This window comes from Paraburkholderia sp. WC7.3g, assembly GCF_050436345.1.
GTDB classification, from domain to species: domain Bacteria; phylum Pseudomonadota; class Gammaproteobacteria; order Burkholderiales; family Burkholderiaceae; genus Paraburkholderia; species Paraburkholderia podalyriae.
Map to the genome: position 1 here is coordinate 196,214 of NZ_JBNDMA010000003.1, position 12,640 is coordinate 208,853.

12 protein-coding genes and 1 pseudogene are annotated in these 12,640 nt (G+C 61.5%); 10 read left to right on the forward strand and 3 right to left on the reverse strand.

The features are described from left to right. The first annotated feature begins 1 nt into the window (after nt 1). The 6 genes from OKW43_RS32240 (at nt 2) to OKW43_RS32265 (ending at nt 6,619) form a co-directional block, all read left to right on the forward strand. A complete protein-coding gene (locus OKW43_RS32240) occupies nt 2-3,076 on the forward strand; it encodes an efflux RND transporter permease subunit (RefSeq protein ID WP_429452171.1) in 3,075 nt (1,024 codons plus the stop codon). Nucleotides 3,077-3,310: 234 nt separating this feature from the next. Continuing rightward, nucleotides 3,311-3,451: a hypothetical protein gene (locus OKW43_RS32245; protein WP_429452580.1), complete on the forward strand. Its 141-nt coding sequence runs from the start codon at nt 3,311-3,313 to the stop codon at nt 3,449-3,451. Further along, the gene (locus tag OKW43_RS32250; RefSeq protein ID WP_429452173.1) at nt 3,444-4,262 is read left to right on the forward strand and encodes a MinD/ParA family protein; all 819 of its coding nucleotides are present in this window, start codon (nt 3,444-3,446) and stop codon (nt 4,260-4,262) included. The genes OKW43_RS32245 and OKW43_RS32250 overlap by 8 nt, the downstream gene beginning before the upstream one ends. A 149-nt stretch (nt 4,263-4,411) precedes the next feature. Further along, nucleotides 4,412-5,374, forward strand: coding sequence for a LysR family transcriptional regulator (locus tag OKW43_RS32255; RefSeq protein WP_429452545.1), 963 nt, complete (start codon nt 4,412-4,414; stop codon nt 5,372-5,374). Nucleotides 5,375-5,381: 7 nt separating this feature from the next. Then, nucleotides 5,382-5,999 (forward strand): paraquat-inducible protein A, encoded by a 618-nt coding sequence (locus OKW43_RS32260; RefSeq protein ID WP_429452175.1) that lies wholly within the window; start codon nt 5,382-5,384, stop codon nt 5,997-5,999. Further along, entirely contained in the window at nt 5,996-6,619 is a 624-nt protein-coding gene (locus tag OKW43_RS32265; RefSeq protein ID WP_429452177.1) for a paraquat-inducible protein A, read from the forward strand. Before OKW43_RS32260 ends, OKW43_RS32265 begins: the two co-directional genes overlap by 4 nt. A 225-nt stretch (nt 6,620-6,844) precedes the next feature. Here OKW43_RS32265 and OKW43_RS32270 read toward each other — a convergent pair whose 3' ends face one another. Then, on the reverse strand, nt 6,845-7,567 hold the full coding sequence (locus OKW43_RS32270) for an IS6 family transposase (RefSeq protein ID WP_429452125.1): 723 nt from the start codon (nt 7,565-7,567) through the stop codon (nt 6,845-6,847). A gap of 111 nt (nt 7,568-7,678) precedes the next feature. Between OKW43_RS32270 and OKW43_RS32275 the strand changes: the two genes are divergently transcribed. From OKW43_RS32275 to OKW43_RS32290, 4 genes and pseudogenes are all read left to right on the forward strand, one after another. After that, entirely contained in the window at nt 7,679-8,392 is a 714-nt protein-coding gene (locus OKW43_RS32275) for a transposase (RefSeq protein WP_429452179.1), read from the forward strand. Between the two features lie 556 nt (nt 8,393-8,948). Further along, complete coding sequence (locus OKW43_RS32280) at nt 8,949-9,227, forward strand: HU family DNA-binding protein (RefSeq protein WP_429452181.1); 279 nt, start codon at nt 8,949-8,951, stop codon at nt 9,225-9,227. 161 nt (nt 9,228-9,388) lie between these two features. Next, nucleotides 9,389-9,559: a hypothetical protein gene (locus OKW43_RS32285; protein WP_429452183.1), complete on the forward strand. Its 171-nt coding sequence runs from the start codon at nt 9,389-9,391 to the stop codon at nt 9,557-9,559. Nucleotides 9,560-9,742: 183 nt separating this feature from the next. Continuing rightward, nucleotides 9,743-10,190, forward strand: a pseudogene (locus OKW43_RS32290) (SET domain-containing protein). A gap of 240 nt (nt 10,191-10,430) precedes the next feature. On the opposite strand, the gene eutC reads toward OKW43_RS32290, so the two are convergent. Both eutC and OKW43_RS32300 read right to left on the reverse strand, forming a co-directional pair. Beyond that, nucleotides 10,431-11,228 (reverse strand): ethanolamine ammonia-lyase subunit EutC, encoded by a 798-nt coding sequence (gene eutC, locus OKW43_RS32295; protein ID WP_429452185.1) that lies wholly within the window; start codon nt 11,226-11,228, stop codon nt 10,431-10,433. After that, nucleotides 11,225-12,619: an ethanolamine ammonia-lyase subunit EutB gene (locus OKW43_RS32300; RefSeq protein ID WP_429452187.1), complete on the reverse strand. Its 1,395-nt coding sequence runs from the start codon at nt 12,617-12,619 to the stop codon at nt 11,225-11,227. The genes eutC and OKW43_RS32300 overlap by 4 nt, the downstream gene beginning before the upstream one ends. Nucleotides 12,620-12,640: the final 21 nt, after the last annotated feature.

The following is a 12,640-nucleotide window of genomic DNA, read 5'->3' on the forward strand; positions in this document are numbered from 1 at the left end:
CATGAAATTTACCGACATCTTTATCCGCCGGCCTGTACTCGCGTGCGTGGTCAGCCTGATGATCCTTGTGCTCGGCTACAAGGCGTTCACCTCGCTGCCCGTTCTCGAGTACCCGAAAACCGAAAACGCCGTGGTGACCGTGACCACGACGTACTACGGCGCCGATCCGCAGACCGTGGAGGGTTTTGTCACCACGCCGCTGGAAAACGCCATCGCGCAGGCGAACGGGATCGATTACCTGTCGTCGAAGAGCATCGCCGGCACCAGCACGATCACCGCGAACCTCGTGCTCAACTTCGACCCTGACAAAGCGGTCACCGAGATCAACGCCAAGATCAACTCGGTGCTCAACCAGTTGCCGAGCGGCGTGCAGCAGCCGGCCATCACGGTCGCGATCGGACAGTCGCTGGACGCGTTGATTATCGGCTTTTCGAGCGATGAACTCACGCCCAACCAGATCACCGACTACCTCGTGCGCAACGTGCAGCCGCGTCTGCAGGCAGTGCAAGGCGTGCAGACGGCCGAACTGCTCGGACCGCAGTATTTTGCGCTGCGCGCGTGGCTCGATCCGCAGAAGCTCGCGGAGTACGGCCTTACCGCGACCGATGTCACCAACGCGCTTTCCTCGAACAACGTGATCGCAGGACTGGGAACCACCAAAGGGCAGATGGTGCAGTTCAACCTCACCGCATCGACGGATCTGCATTCGGCGCAGCAGTTCCGCGATCTCGTGATCAAGCAGGTCAATGGCGGCATCATCAGGCTGAAGGATGTGGCCAACGTCACGCTCGGCTCGGAAGACTATGAATCCGGCGTGTCGTATAACGGCCAGAAGGGCGTGTACGTGGGGATCCAGACGGTGCCGGGGGCGAGCCTGCTCGATGTGATCAAGGGCGTGAAGGCTGTGTTGCCCGACATTCAGAAGGCACTGCCGGCGGGATTGCACGGCTCGGTCATCTACGACTCCACGGTATTCGTTGACAGTTCGATTCATGAGGTCGAGAACTCGTTGATCGAGACGGTGGTGATCGTCACGCTGGTGGTGTTTGCCTTCCTCGGCGCGCCGCGCTCCGTGCTGATTCCGGTCATCGCGATTCCGTTGTCACTGGTGGGCACCTTCGGCGTGATGCTCGCGCTAGGGTTCTCGATCAACCTGCTGACCTTGCTCGCGCTAGTACTGGCGATCGGGCTGGTGGTCGATGACGCGATCATTGTGGTCGAGAGCGTGAGCCTTCATCTCGAAGGGGGCATGCGGCCACGCGATGCCGCGATCAAGGCCGCGCGCGACCTCGCCAGCCCTATCATCGCGATGACCATCGTCCTGATCGCCGTCTATGTGCCGATCGGTTTTCAGGGTGGACTGACCGGCGCATTATTCACCGAGTTCGCGTTCACGCTGGTTGGCGCGGTGACCATGTCCGCGGTCATTTCTCTGACGCTGTCGCCTATGATGTGCGGCCAGTTCTTGAAACCGCACGATCAGGGCGGCCGTTTTGTCACGCGCATTGTCGAGACGATCGATCATGTTTTCGGTTCACTGCGGCGTGGCTATGAACGGCTGCTGCGCAACAGTTTGCGGACGGTCCCGGTGACGCTATTGTTTACCGGGCTGGTAATTTCCAGCATCTATTTCCTGTACACCAGTGCCGACAGCGAACTTGCACCGCAAGAGGATCAAGGGGTCGTCATTCTGCAGCCGACTTCCGCGCCGGACGCGACGCTGCAGCAAAAGGAGGCGTTCGGCCGTCAGGTCGCCGACATCATGGCCAAGGTCCCCGAGGCCGCGCAGACGTTCCAGGTTGAGAGCCCGTCGCAGTCGATTGCCGGTGTGACGTTCAAGCCGTGGGATCAGCGTCATCGCACTGCGATCGATATCCAGCGCGATCTGCAGAACCAGTTCAACAAGGTGGCAGGTCAGAAGGTCGTCGCGTTTCAGCCCCCTCCGCTGCCCGGTTCGCAAGGCTTGCCGATCCAGTTCGTGCTCAAGTCGACGCAGCCGCTGGATAGGCTGAATGTAGAGGCTCAGAAATTCCTTTCGGACGCAGCCGCCAGTGGGATATTCCTATTTATCGATAGCGACCTCAAGGTCGACCAGCCGCAGAAAGTGTTCGATATCGACCGCGACAAGGCCTCACAACTCGGCTTGACGATGCAGCAGGTCGGCACGGCGCTGGGCGGTCTGTTGGGGGGCGGTTATACGAATTACTTCAGTCTCGATTCGCGCTCGTACCAGGTAATTGCCCAAGTGCAGCAGCGCTCGCGCCTGACGCTCGACCAGGTCATGAATTACCAGATCGCGACTGTGAATAACGTGCCCGTGCCGTTATCGTCGATCGCCCATGTGCGGACCGAAACCGTGCCTGAAACCATCAATCATTTCCAGCAGGTGAACTCGGCGACGATCTCCGGCGTGCCCGCGCTCGGCGTTTCGCAGGACGCCGCGCTCAGGTCGCTGCAGGCGCTTGCGGCGCGTACGCTGCCGGCGGACGTGTCGATCGACTATTCCGGCCCTTTGCGTCAACTCGTGCAGGAATCGAGCGGCTTTGTGGGCACCTTTGTTCTGGCGCTGATCATCATCTACCTGAGTCTCGCGGCGTTGTTCGAGAGCTTCCGCGACCCGTTGGTGATCCTTGTTTCGATCCCGATGTCGGTAGCGGGTGCGCTCGTGTTCATCAGCCTTGGGCTGGGAGGGGCGTCGCTGAATATCTACACGGAGGTCGGGCTGGTGACACTGATGGGGCTGATCAGCAAGCACGGCATTCTGATTGTGGAAGTCGCGAATGCGGCGCAGCACGAGGGCATGTCGAAACTCGAAGCCATCGTCCATGCGGCGGGGATCCGCTTGCGGCCGATCCTGATGACTACCGCGGCGATGGTGCTCGGCGTCGTGCCATTGATCCTGTCCTCAGGTGCGGGTGCGGCGTCGCGTTTCAACATGGGGCTGGTGATCGGCAGCGGGTTGGCGATAGGTACGTTGTTCACGCTGTTCGTGTTGCCAGCGGTTTATCTCACGTTCGCTGCTCGACATGCGCAGGAGACGACCGAGTCACGGGTGCAGACGCCGGAGATGGTTTAGCCTCTGCTCGACCTCGGTGGTGAAGCGGCCACCTATTAAGTGCTACCGGCCGATGCGAAGGCATACGGCGCGGAGCGCTCACCGTCCACCAACACAAGGGTGTTTTTCTCGCTCATGCCGCGCAGGGCGATACCCGGCAGGGCGAGGCATTCTGGCCCGAGATGGCCGGGGCATGGACGGCAAGCGGACTCGGCGTTCGACGTTTCTGTCGTGAGCATTGGATTGCGCACACTTATGAAATTCCTGATCAAGAGCGCGGTCTGCATTCCGCGCGACGGCTCCCCGTTCGTGCCGCACGACGACGACATTCCGGCGCTGCTGTCGGCGCTGTCGTCGCGCGCGAGCACCGCGCTGCAGGGGGTTCGCTTTGGATAAGCGGGTGCCCGATCAGGCCGAGGGGCTGCGGCGGCTGCTCGCGAGATGCGGCTCGCGCGTCGTGGCGGTGACGGGCGGCTCGGCGCGCGTCGGCCGCAAGTCGACCGTCGTGAATCTAGCGGCGGCGCTCGCGGCGCAAGGCAAGGACGTGCTCGTGATCGACGAATGCGTGGGCGGGCACTCGGTGCCCGCAATGCTGGGCGGCGTGCGCGGCCTGGATGGTGCGGGCAGCACGGGAAATTTCAGCGCGGTGGTGAACGGCGAACTGCCGCTGGATCAGGCGGCCGTGAGGACCGAGCTCGGCTTTGCGCTGCTGGCGGCGCCACGCCATCACTGCGACGGCTATAGCGCGACGCAGCTCGGCGCGGTGCTGGGCGGACCAGCCGACGTCGTGCTGATCGATGCGCCGCTCGACCGGCTCGGCGCGTTGTCGGCGCTCGCGGTGCAGGCGCACGACGTGATGATCGTCACGCGCTTGGCCGCGCAAGCGATCTCCGACGCCTACCTGTGCATGAAGCGGCTGCACTACGCGCACGCGATCGCGCAGTTCCGCGTGCTTGCGAACCACGTGCAGAGCCGCGTCGACGCGCAGGTCGCATTCGAGAACCTGGCGGGCGTCGCGGGCCGCTATCTGACGGTATTGGCGACGGACGCGGGCTGCGTCGCCGCCGATCCGCGGATGGCGCGGTCGCTCGAACTCGGGCGCTGCGTGGTGGATGCGTTTCCGTCGACGCCGGCGGCGCGCGATTACCGCCATGTCGCCGCCGAAATGCTGTACTGGCCGATGCGGCCAGCGATGTCGTCACGGTAGCCGGCCGGGGCTGCGCGCCCAAGGGGCGCCCGGGGGGCGAAAAAGCCCGCGACTCGGCGGGAAAATGGGTTAGTTCGGCCCCATTCCAAAAAAATCGACCCTTCCGGTCGATCGCCGACGTGTCAGTCGAACTTGAGCAGACATTCATTATGGACCACCTCGAAACGCTGCGGACTTTTTGCACCGTCGTCGAAATGCAGAGCTTCACGCACGCCGCGAATAAGCTCGGCGTCTCGACGTCAATCGTCTCGCGCGCGATAACGGGGCTCGAAACCAGGCTCGGTGTGCGTCTTTTTCAGCGCACGACCCGTCACCTCGCACTCACTGAATCCGGCGAGGAGTTTTACGGCGGCTGCTCGCGCGTGGTTGCTGAACTGGACCTGCTCGAGGCCGGTACCGGGCAGCGCGCACGGGAGCCTGCCGGGGTACTGCGGCTCGTCGCCCACACCACCGCGGCGGTGCTAGAGTTGCCACCGCTGATCGCCGGGTTCCGTGCCCGGTACCCAGCCGTGCAGCTCGAATTGACGCTGGCGGAACGGCCAGTCGATCTGATCAAGGAAGCCTTTGATCTCGGCATCGTGCTGCCGTTCATGCTGACGAGCGAACTCACGATCACCCGTGCGTTGTGCCGCCTGCCCCTCGCCGTGGTGGGCTCGCCCAGCTACCTGCAGGGGCGCCAGCTACCGCAAAGGCCCAACGATCTCGCCGCATTCCGCTTCGTCACAATACTCGCCTCGATCAGCGAACCACAACTGCGATTCCAGCGCGGTGGCGAACAGTTTGCCGTGCCACTGGAACACGACGTGTCGACCAACAACGCCGCGTTGAACAAGGAACTGGTGGTGAGCGGTGCTGGTCTCGGCGCGTTGCCTCTTACGATGGTCGGCAAGGAGCTGGACGATGGCCGGCTGGTACAGCTGCTGCCCGACTTCGAGGTCGTGAGCGCGCAGGCTGAGCTGAGGCTCGCATATCGGGACCGGAGCCTGATGGCGGCGAAGGTCCGGGCGTTCATCGACTACGCGACGTCGTACTTCGACGCGCGCACTGCTCAGGCGGGCCACGCGCAGCAGCGGCCGAAGACGGTGGCCGGCGGCAGTGGCAGGCCGTCCTGATTGCCAGATGCTCATGCAAACCTTCCCTAGTCTCGTCGTCTGCGAGCATTGTGACAGCGTGTACCGCCGCCGCGCGCTGGCCACGCGCGAGGTGGCGCGCTGCGGGCAATGTTCGGCCGTCCTGTATCGCGCAAGCCAGCTCGATGTCGATCGGTGGCTCGCGCTAACCGTCGCCGCAGCCATCGTCTTCGTGATCGCCAACGTCTGCCCGGTGATCCGGATCTCCCTGCAGGGCCTGCACAGCGAGACGACGCTCTGGCAGTCCGCGGCAGCGCTGGCGCACGGCGCGGTCGCACCGATTGCGCTCGCCACTGCGATGATGATCGTCGTGGTGCCACTTCTCCAGATCGCGCTGCTCGGCTGGGTGCTGGCATTTGCCCGCGCCGCACGCCGGGCGCCGGGTTTCGCGTGGAGCATGAGGCTGCTTGCGATGCTGCGCCCGTGGAGCATCGTCGAGGTCGGCGTACTTGGCATGCTCGTAGCCGTCATCAAACTTTCCAGCTTCGTGCAGGTGGCAGCCGGTCCCGGCATCTGGGCCACGGCAACGCTGATGGTGCTGATCACCATCATCGCCAGTCGCGATGTCCACTTGCTGTGGGAATGGACCGACGCGGAGACAGCATGAAGGCACCTCCTCGCGCGGGACAGCTCGGCCTGATTGCCTGCCATGGATGCGGACTGGTTTGCGCACATACGCCGCGCGTGCACGGACACGCCCAATGCCCGCGCTGCGGACGAGCCCTGCATCGACGGCGCCCGGACAGCATCGCACGGTCGTGGGCGTTCCTGATCGCTTCCCTGATTTTCTACATCCCCGCCAATGTGCTGCCGGTCATGCACACGAGCCTTCTGGGACACCGCAGCGACAGCACGATTCTCTACGGCGTCGTGGAGTTCTGGAAAGCAGGGTCCTGGGGTATTGCGTCGGTGATCTTTATTGCAAGCGTGGTCGTGCCGTGCGCCAAGTTCCTGATCCTCAGCATGCTGCTCGCGACCACCCAGCGGCGCAGTCGCCGGGCAATGAACGAGCGTGCCCGTTTGTACCGGCTCGTCGAAGCGGTCGGCTACTGGTCGATGCTCGACGTGATGGTGGTGGCAATCGTCTGTGCGTTGGTCAGCTTCCATGCGCTGTCCGACAGCGAGCCGCGCATCGGCATTCTCTTTTTCGGCCTTGTGGTGATCCTCACCATGCTCTGCGCCATGAACTTCGATCCCCGACTCATCTGGGACGCTGAGGAAACATGAATCCTGTATCAAACAAGCCGCTACCCGAGCCCCGAGATCCTGTCGTCACCCGTAGCCGATGGCGGCTATCGCTGGTCTGGCTCGTACCTCTCATCGCCGCGCTGATCGGGCTGTCAATGGTGATCCACGCGTGGCTCTCGGCGGGCCCTGAAATCGCCATCTCGTTCAGGGGTTCCGTCGCATTAAGGCAGGCAGGACAAGCAAAGGCGATATGCGAAGGATAGCTTATGAAACTAACGAGTAAAATTGCTGGGCGGCAGACAGCGGACTGTTGCCAGAACATTGCAGCTGTCCTTTCTTGATCATGTGCATTAATTCGATGCCACTCAGAATGACACGCGCACAGTTGAAATCCTTGAATCCGAGCATCGGTCGGGTTCGGCGTTTGATGGCCCGATGGTCCTGCTCCACGATGTTGTTCAAATACTTGATCTGACGAACCTTGATGGGCATGTTGCGCTCGGCATTCACCGCGTTAAGCGCGGCCAGATTGGAGCCGCTTTTGTCGATGGTCACCGTCTCGGGCGAACCGTTCTGACCGATTGCCTTTTCGAAGAAGCGTCGCGCAGCAGCCTTGTCCCGCCTGGCTCTGAACAGAAAGTCAATGGTATTGCCCGCCTTATCCACCGCACGGTAAAGATATTTCCACGAGCCCTTGACCTTGATATAGGTTTCATCAACCCGCCAGCTCTTGCCGACCGGACGCTTGTACTTGCGAAACGTCTTTTCAAACAGCGGCACCAGCTTGATGACCCAGCGATGTACCGTCGAATGGTCGACGTCAATGTCACGCTCAGCCAGCATTTCCTCAAGGTTCCGAAGACTCAGCGAGTAGGCCACGTACCACCGCACGCACAGCAGCATCACTTCAAGGGGATAGTGCAGCCGCTTCAGAACCTTGGCGATGGCCGGAGCAAGCGTAGTTCGTGGTGTCAGTGTCTTCTTCATCGTGCGAACAAAGCGTTTTCATCAGCCTCGAAGTTTACCTCCCCCGCGTTAATGCGACAGAGCCTCTTCAACTACATCCTGCAGGCACTGTACATGGGTTGCCAATGGAAGATGCTGCCGATCGGCAGGAATGCAGAAGGTCACCCTGAAATTCACTATACGCGCATCTACCGCACGTTTCGTCGCTGGCAGGCCGATGGTTGCATCGATGCCATCTTTTCGGGCTCGGTGCAGCAACTTCATCAGGACCAGCTGCTTGACCTTTCGGTCATCCGCGGCGACGGCACCACGACGGCGGCGAAGAAAGGCGGCGACAATCTCGGGTATAGCGGGCACAAGCATCTGAAGGGCGACAAGGTGGTGGCCTTGTGCGATCGCAACTGCAACGTCATTGCTCCATTCATCAGCGCTCCCGGCAACCGCAACGAATCACCGCTGTTGCGCGACGCGCTGCCCAGCCTTACCGCCATGGCCCGCGTCATTGGCGCGGACCTGCACGGTTCAATCGTCAGCCTGGATGGCATTTACGACTGCAGGGCCAACCGCAAGGCGATCTTCAATCGCGGCATGACCCCGAACATCCCCGAGAATCCGCGCGGACGCAAAATACCGAAGCGGGGCCGCAAGCAGCGCTACGATCCGGCCATCTTCGAGGAGCGCTTCAGGACCATTGAACGGGTCTTCGCCTGGGAGGACAAGTTCCGCCGTCTGCTGCTACGCTTTGAACGCATCAGTGACGTTCACTACGCGTTCAAGACGCTTGCCTATACGATGATTAACCTGCGCCACTACTGCCGAACCAGCGCCGGGCTCGCACTTCACTGACTGCGGTACGCGCCGTGATTGCTCACGCCTGTTGCATTCGCATTCCTGATCATAATGCAAACTCCGATATCGAGATACCAGTCGCTTTTCACAACGATGTTCCTGGCTTCGCACGATTACCAACGGTCATCGTAGTTCTTCCGTTCGCAATGGACGGAAACGCGCAACCAGTTGGTTGTCTCCTCGGCCAATCCGGTCATTGGAATTTCCCACCATTCGACTGTTTCTGCGCGGCTGGTGCCGGAGCAATCGAACAGGTGCTATCGGGCCTGAAGCCTCCGGCCGACGCAACGATCAGCCTACCCTGAATTGTGGCGATTAAATTCAATGGCGATAAGTGTCAGTTATCGCCATTGGAATGATGCGGCCCTGATAAAAGCAAGAACTTTCAGGCGCGGCTGCGGCGCCCGCCGCCGGCGCGGGAAGCATCGCGCTTCGATGTCACGCGGCGATGGGCGTGGCGCGGCGGACCGGATCCAATTACCAGCGGCGATTGCGCAAACGCGCGCCGATGCGGTAGGGTGGCGCGATCAACAATCACAACGAGGAATGACTCATGAACAAGCAGGAACTGGTCGACGCCGTCGCTGCAGCGACGGGTGACAGCAAGACGGCAACGGCGGAAATGATCGACGCCTTCATCGGCACCGTGACGGCGGCGATCACGGAAGGTGAGACCGTGCAATTGATCGGTTTCGGTTCGTTTTCGACAGGCGCGCGCGCCGCGCGCGTGGGCCGCAATCCGGCAACCGGCGCCGAAATCCAGATCCCCGCCGCGAAAACCGTGAAGTTCACGGCCGGCAAGGCGTTCAAGGATGCCGTGAACGGCGCCTGACAGCAGGATCACGTTGCCCGTGTCGCCGGAGGCGGCAATGCCAGAGGGCTTGCCGTCTGCACAAAGGCTGTTGTTGCTACCGGCGACTATCGTTGAGACGGGCAACGCGCGGCCAGCCGCCTGGATCGGTCGCCGTCGACCTGGTAGCATGAGCGGCGAAAATGCCATGGCGCACCGGGACGCTGCTGCGCTACCAGGCGTGCATCGTGCGGGTTGTCGCCGAAGCGCGGATTCAGCGCGCCATGATCGAATCGCTCGACACCACAGGCCAGACCTTCGTCAGCACCGTCAAATGGGACAGCCTGCGCGAGCTTGGCGCGCAGCTATTCTGATTTCAGACGTCTCTGCTGGAAAGTCTGACCTCGTCTTTCAAATTCCTGCGCGGTTGGACCTGAACGCTCCAGTTTCTACGCGAAGACCAGGGTCGCGGGCCTGACGGTGATTCACACATCACATCGCAGTGGATGCGGAAATTTGCCGCTTTATACTTGCGCGGATATCAATAGGGAAACGGTATGCGGCGCGTGAGTGTCCGGCAGTCTTCAGTTCATGGCAGGGGTGTTTTCGCGGTGCGCGCCCTCGCCCCTCGCGGCAGGCGAGCGCGTGCTCGAGTACAAGGGCGAAATTATACGCTGGCGCGAGGCCGTGCGTCGTCACCGGCGGGAAGGCGTCTCTGGACATACGTTCCTCTTTGGGCTGTCTGATGGACGCGTGATTGACGGCAGCCGTGGCGGCACTAGCGCGCGATGGCTGAACCATGCGTGTGCCCCCAACTGCGAGACCATCGAAGACGGCAGTCGCATCTTCATCCACACGCTGCGGCCGATCGACGTCGCCGAAGAACTGTTTATTGAATGTCTGCTGGCGACTGACGATCCGCTCGATCAAGAGGTTCGCGCGCAGTACGCGTGCCGGTGCGCCGCATTGGATTGTCGTCAGTCGATGCTGGCGGACGCGGGGTGAACAGGGTGTCGAAGGTAGTCAGTAAACAGCGAGGTTCTGGAAAGCGGCCACGCAACGAAGCCGTAGAACGCAATAATTCTGTCAACCCGGAATTGCGGTGCCAGCACGATCTGACTGTGCGAATTGACAATTTTATTTCCAGTTCGAACGAAATAAAAACGTCAATTCGCACTGTCAGATCCTAGTGCCACCGCGATTCCGGATTGATAAAATTTTTGCGTTCTACGCTAAGACGCTTCGCTAGTTGGCATCCGGTGCTGCGATTGCCGTGGACGCGTCTTTGGCCGCCTCTTCCAGCAATGCATCGCTCTCGTCTTTAAGTCCCACGCCAGTGAGGCCCAAGCGGCGCGCATGCGTCAGCAGATAGTGCAGCTTGTGCGCGGCTGCGCCGTGACTCAATCCCTCGGGGCGCACGTTCGAAATGCAATTGCGTTGCGCATCGGCGCACCCTACTTTAGGCGCGTACGTCATGTAGATGCCGAGGCTATCCGGCGAGCTCAGCCCGGGACGTTCGCCGATCAGCATCACGACGAGCCTGGTCCGCAGAATTTCGCCGATCTCATCGCCAAGCGCCACCCGTGCTTGCCGAGCGACCACCACCGGACCGATTCTCCAACCCGCAAGGCGTAAAGAGACGGCCCTCAAAAGCGGAATGGATTGCTTTGCAGCAGCACAGGCCGATAGCCCATCGGCAATCACGAACACCACTTCCGGCGCTTCGATCGCGGCTTGCGCAAGCGCCTCGCGGCTCTCCGCCGACAGGCGTCTCCCCAGATCCGGACGCCGCAAGTAATGCTGACGGTCCGGCGCAGCACTATGCACATCGAGCGTGGTGAAGCCGTTCGCGCGCAAGTGCTCATGCAGCGAATCAGCGTCGAGCGGATGATGCACCGCATCGCGTGCCTGCGCGTGCGATAGATTGAACGCGAGCAGCGGCCCGGTCGGCAGGCTGTTGCCGGCACGACCCAATGCGATACGCGCATTGGTGAACTGACGCAATGCGCTCCAGGGGTTCTTTTCGAGGAAGTCGTTGCTCATGCGATCCCCATCCATTCGCGCGCACCTTCCAGCAAAGGTTGCCGTATCGCGCCATTGAGCAACACGCCGAGCGCGTCGGCGACCTGCATCGACTCCAGCCACTCTTCGAATTCCGGCGCACGCCTTAGGCCCAATACGTCGCGCACATAAAGCGCATCGTGGAATGAGGTGCTCTGGTAGTTCAGCATCACATCGTCCGCGCCGGGGACGCCCATGATGAAGTTGATTCCCGCGACGCCGAGCAGCGTCAACAGGTTGTCCATATCGTCCTGATCGGCTTCCGCGTGGTTCGTGTAGCAAATGTCGCAACCCATCGGCACGCCGAGCAGCTTGCCGCAGAAGTGATCTTCGAGACCCGCGCGCGTGATCTGCTTGCCGTCATAGAGGTATTCCGGGCCGATGAAACCGACCACCGTATTGACGAGAAACGGATTGAACTTTCGTGCCACCGCATAGGCGCGCACTTCGCAGGTCTGCTGGTCGACGCCATGATGCGAATTCGCCGACAACGCGCTGCCCTGCCCCGTTTCGAAATACATCACGTTGTTGCCGACTGTGCCGCGATTGAGCGAGAGCGCCGCTTCATAGGCTTCCTGCAGCAACGCAAGCGAAATGCCGAAGCCGGCATTCGCTTTTTCCGTACCGGCAATCGACTGAAACACCAGATCGACCGGCGCGCCCTTGCCGATTGCGGCAATCGTGTTGGTGACGTGCGTCAGTACGCATGATTGCGTCGGCACCTGATAGCGTTGCCGGAAATCGTCGACCATCAGCAGCAGCGTGGTGATCGCGGCCAGGCTGTCGGTAGCCGGATTGATGCCGATCATCGCGTCACCGCAACCGTACATCAGGCCGTCGAGCATCGAGGCGGCGATGCCCTTGACATCGTCGGTCGGATGATTCGGTTGCAAGCGCACTGACATGTGGCCAGACAATCCCACGGTGTTGCGAAAGCGTGTGATCACCGGACGCTTGCGCGCCGCCGCGATCAGGTCCTGGTTACGCATCAGCTTCGACACCGCGGCGACCATCTCCGGTGTGAGGCCGGCGGAGATACGCGTGAGTGCATCGGCATCCGTCTCGCTGCTGAGTAGCCAGTTGCGGAAATCGCCGACCGTCAGATGGGATATCTCGGCGAAAGCTTCGGGCGAGTGATCGTCTATGACAAGGCGCGTGACTTCATCGCTTTCGTACGGAATCAATGCCTCGTTGAGGAAGATGCGCAACGGCACCTGCGCGAGTGCCATCTTGGCTGCGACGCGTTCTTCCTCACTGGCCGCCGCGGTGCCGGCGAGCTGATCGCCCGAGCGCAGCGGGCTCGCCTTCGCCAGCAATGTTTTGAGATCGTCGAACCGGTAGGTGCGTGTGCCGATCGCTTCGGTATAGCTCATCTCGCGTTGCTCCAGAGTGCC

Coding starts and splice junctions, on each gene's coding strand:
- OKW43_RS32255 (WP_429452545.1), top strand. CDS start 4,412: ATGGACCACCTCGAAACGCTGCGGACTTTTTGCACCGTCGTCGAAATG.
- eutC (WP_429452185.1), bottom strand. CDS start 11,228: ATGAGCAACGACTTCCTCGAAAAGAACCCCTGGAGCGCATTGCGTCAG.
- OKW43_RS32270 (WP_429452125.1), bottom strand. CDS start 7,567: ATGAAGAAGACACTGACACCACGAACTACGCTTGCTCCGGCCATCGCC.
- OKW43_RS32300 (WP_429452187.1), bottom strand. CDS start 12,619: ATGAGCTATACCGAAGCGATCGGCACACGCACCTACCGGTTCGACGAT.
- OKW43_RS32275 (WP_429452179.1), top strand. CDS start 7,679: ATGCTGCCGATCGGCAGGAATGCAGAAGGTCACCCTGAAATTCACTAT.
- OKW43_RS32265 (WP_429452177.1), top strand. CDS start 5,996: ATGAAGGCACCTCCTCGCGCGGGACAGCTCGGCCTGATTGCCTGCCAT.
- OKW43_RS32260 (WP_429452175.1), top strand. CDS start 5,382: ATGCTCATGCAAACCTTCCCTAGTCTCGTCGTCTGCGAGCATTGTGAC.
- OKW43_RS32240 (WP_429452171.1), top strand. CDS start 2: ATGAAATTTACCGACATCTTTATCCGCCGGCCTGTACTCGCGTGCGTG.
- OKW43_RS32280 (WP_429452181.1), top strand. CDS start 8,949: ATGAACAAGCAGGAACTGGTCGACGCCGTCGCTGCAGCGACGGGTGAC.
- OKW43_RS32245 (WP_429452580.1), top strand. CDS start 3,311: ATGAAATTCCTGATCAAGAGCGCGGTCTGCATTCCGCGCGACGGCTCC.
- OKW43_RS32285 (WP_429452183.1), top strand. CDS start 9,389: ATGCCATGGCGCACCGGGACGCTGCTGCGCTACCAGGCGTGCATCGTG.